Consider the following 3,140-nt stretch of genomic DNA (forward strand, 5'->3'; position numbering starts at 1 on the left):
TGATGCAGGATGGTTTGAGCTTAAACGACAACTGGAATATAAATGCAAGCATGCAGGTTGTCAGCTTGAGATCGTAAATGAGAGTTACACTACCCAGACCTGCTCGTGCTGCCTTAAAATAAGTGATAGTAGTCCAAAAGGTAGAGCAGGTTTGCGAATAAGAGGATGGACTTGTGCTGAGTGTGGCACATGGCATGATAGAGATATCAATGCTGCTAAGAACATCCTCGCGGTCGGGCTTGACCGTCTAGCTGTAGGAATCCCCTCGGTTTAGCGAGGGGAGGAGGTCAATGGGTTGTTTATAGCTTTAAATAATAATTAGGGCTAAAAAAATAAGCTCAGAAGACTTTGCATCTTCTGAGCTTATGGTGCTATTTATCAGGTTCTTAAAAGCTTTATTAGGTTCTTAAATGCTATAAACCATCATACAGCAAAAAGCAGGGGTTTATTATGCCAAACGCGAGCTGGCAAGTTCGGTTAATTGCCATAAGCCTTTGCGATATTGGTTATCAGGAAGCTGACTTAAGGCTTGTTGCGCCAAACGAGTTTCTTCTAAGGCGCGTTCACGACAGTAAGCCAGTGCTCCTGATTCTTGAACCAGTTTAATTAAACCTTGAGCGTCATCAACTTTACCGGTCTGAACTGCAATACGTAATTTATTATATTTGGCTTCATCGCTTTGTTTTAATAAACGCAGGGCAACAATAGTAGGTAGGGTAGGCTTGCCTTCGGCTAAATCGTCGCCTAAGTTCTTGCCCATTAGCTCGCTGTCCCCACTGTAATCAAGCACGTCATCAATAATCTGGAAAGCATTACCGAAGTGTTGACCAAAGTCACTAAAGGGCTGCATAAACTCTGGTTTATCTCGTAGTATCGCCACGCCAGTCGTTGCCATCATAAACAAACGTGAGGTCTTACCGTCAATAATACGCATATAATCGTCTTCAGTGGCCTCAGGATTGTGCTGGTGTTGTAGCTGTAGTACTTCACCTTCTGCAATATCACAAGTACCATCTGAGAACAGCTTTAATAAAGGCAGGCTTTGAAAACCAACCAATAAATTAAATGCACGTGCAATTAGGTAATCGCCAACCAATACCGCAGTAGGATTGTCCCAAGTGGCATTGGCTGTAGGGCGACCGCGGCGCATACCCGACTCATCAATGACATCATCATGTACCAAGGTGGCGGTATGCAGCATCTCAGTAATCGCGGCTAAATGCATGGCATCTTCAGACTGCTCATCTTTGCAAAGTCTTGAGCACAATAAAGTGATAAGAGGGCGCATACGTTTACCGCCAGCATTGATCACATGTTGAGAAACACTCATTACCAACTGAACTTTAGAGTTTAAGCTGCCAAAGACTTGCTTGTCCATGATTGCAAAATCATCAGCAATAATTTGTTGGATGTCAGCATAGTCCAGGATTGGAGCTTCACTAAATAACGGAGCTGAGGTTGCAGCAGTAGGTGATGATGCGGTATTTGATGTGGTCATATTTACGGTCAACTAAAATTAGAATAATGAAAAGTTATTATATAGTGATTCAAATCTACAGTGGGTCAATTAACTTAGCAACTAATGAGCTTAAGATTAATTCAGACACCCAAAGTTTGATATAACCACTAAGCGTCTATATAAGTATCTATTATAATCTATAGCACTACTTATCCTATAAATACTTATCCTATAAAAATGATTGCGAGTTAACTATTAATCTTTTTTAAGATAATAGTTTTTTAAGTAATTAAGTTCTCGAGCTAGGCTAGTAGCCTAACAGATTTAAGTTTATCAATTGCCATTCTAATATAGTTTTCACTGCTAAGAATTCTATATCGTTTTAGCATTGTTAACAAAGGCTAGTCAGTGGTTAGCTATTAATGGCGTAACGCATAATAACATAGGCCTAATTTTCATTCATCTATTGCAATTTGGGCCATAAGTGCGTAAAATTCCGTCTTCATATTCAAAGCTTATGGCAATAACGCATCAGCCAATAATAAAGGATGACTTTATTTGTTGGCCCGCCGGAATTGTTCTAAAGCTATTTTTCTGTAACTTTCCCTGTCGTGTACGTAGATCAGGCAAAAGCTGAAGTGTTATTTTGAATACTTTCAGGTATTTGAGTAACCACGGCACACGGGTTAAACGGAGTCATAAGATGTACGCAGTTATTAAAAGTGGTGGTAAACAGCATCGTGTAAGCGTTGATGAACTACTAAAAGTTGAGCTACTTAAAGCTGAAAAAGGCGAAACCATTAAAATCGAAGATGTATTAATGGTTGTTGATGGCGATGATTATAAAATTGGTCAGCCAGTTGTTGAAGGCGCAAGCGTTGAAGCTGAAGTAGTAGAACACGGTCGCGGTAAAAAAATCCGTATCGTTAAGCACAAGCGTCGTAAGCATTATCATAAAGAGCAAGGTCACCGTCAGTGGTACACGCTTCTTAAAATCAAAGCGATTAATGCTTAATAGCTGGTAGTTTCCCTTTACAAGTATATAGATAGCTGCGTTACATTAAATAATTTACAGTATTGATTTGATGTCCTAATATTGGCTATCTATATAGTATAAAGTTTTTATAAATTAGTCTCAGTAAGGAGATTTCTCATGGCACATAAAAAAGCCGCAGGTTCAACTCGTAACGGTCGTGACTCTAACCCAAAAATGCTTGGCGTAAAAGTATTTGGTGGTCAAGATGTTGTGGCTGGTAACATCATCGTACGTCAACGTGGTACTGAATTCCACGCAGGCGAAGGCGTAGGCATGGGTCGTGACCATACTCTATTTGCTTTAACTGATGGTGTTGTTAAGTTCGATACTAAAGGTAAATTCAACCGTCGTTACGTTTCTGTTCAAGAAGCTTAATTTACGGTTAATTAGCTTGTTGCAATTGGCGAGAAGTTAATTAAATGAATTTCGGTAGGATTATCAATCCAACCAATAAAAGCCCTGATATTTTATCAGGGCTTTTTTTATTGCTGTTGTTTATTTTTTATAGCTTCAGTTAATCAGTTAATCACAGACCAAATGTTATAATTTATCACCAGTCGCCGTAAAACCACCCACTTCAGGGGGTGGATATAAGGCGACACACACTGTCGTAAGAAGTCGTTAAAGGGTTGTAAGTCAAAATTA

4 protein-coding genes are annotated in these 3,140 nt (G+C 39.5%); 3 read left to right on the top strand and 1 reads right to left on the bottom strand.

Going from position 1 to position 3,140, the window contains the following annotated elements; translation table 11 throughout:
• Window positions 1–274, top strand: a 274-nt coding sequence (locus A1019T_RS12665) for an RNA-guided endonuclease InsQ/TnpB family protein (RefSeq protein ID WP_143514151.1), incomplete at its 5' end; no start/stop codon positions are given.
• A gap of 174 nt (window positions 275–448) precedes the next feature.
• Here the strand turns inward: A1019T_RS12665 and A1019T_RS12670 are convergent.
• Window positions 449–1,378 carry a polyprenyl synthetase family protein gene (locus A1019T_RS12670; protein ID WP_244156665.1) on the bottom strand — a complete coding sequence of 310 codons (930 nt, stop codon included), beginning with the start codon at window positions 1,376–1,378 and terminating at the stop codon, window positions 449–451.
• Between the two features lie 784 nt (window positions 1,379–2,162).
• Between A1019T_RS12670 and rplU the strand changes: the two genes are divergently transcribed.
• Window positions 2,163–2,474, top strand: a complete 312-nt coding sequence (rplU, locus tag A1019T_RS12675; protein WP_028858485.1) for a 50S ribosomal protein L21 — start codon at window positions 2,163–2,165, stop codon at window positions 2,472–2,474.
• Window positions 2,475–2,612: 138 nt separating this feature from the next.
• The gene (rpmA, locus tag A1019T_RS12680; RefSeq protein ID WP_007393804.1) at window positions 2,613–2,870 is read left to right on the top strand and encodes a 50S ribosomal protein L27; all 258 of its coding nucleotides are present in this window, start codon (window positions 2,613–2,615) and stop codon (window positions 2,868–2,870) included.
• The last annotated feature ends 270 nt before the right edge of the window (window positions 2,871–3,140 follow it).

It is taken from the genome of Psychrobacter piechaudii, from assembly GCF_900162825.1.
Classification (GTDB): Bacteria; Pseudomonadota; Gammaproteobacteria; order Pseudomonadales; family Moraxellaceae; genus Psychrobacter; species Psychrobacter piechaudii.

What these genes read in the sequence shown, in the direction of transcription:
- A1019T_RS12670 (WP_244156665.1), bottom strand. Translation starts at nt 1,378, where the DNA reads ATGGACAAGCAAGTCTTTGGCAGCTTAAACTCTAAAGTTCAGTTGGTA.
- rplU (WP_028858485.1), top strand. Translation starts at nt 2,163, where the DNA reads ATGTACGCAGTTATTAAAAGTGGTGGTAAACAGCATCGTGTAAGCGTT.
- rpmA (WP_007393804.1), top strand. Translation starts at nt 2,613, where the DNA reads ATGGCACATAAAAAAGCCGCAGGTTCAACTCGTAACGGTCGTGACTCT.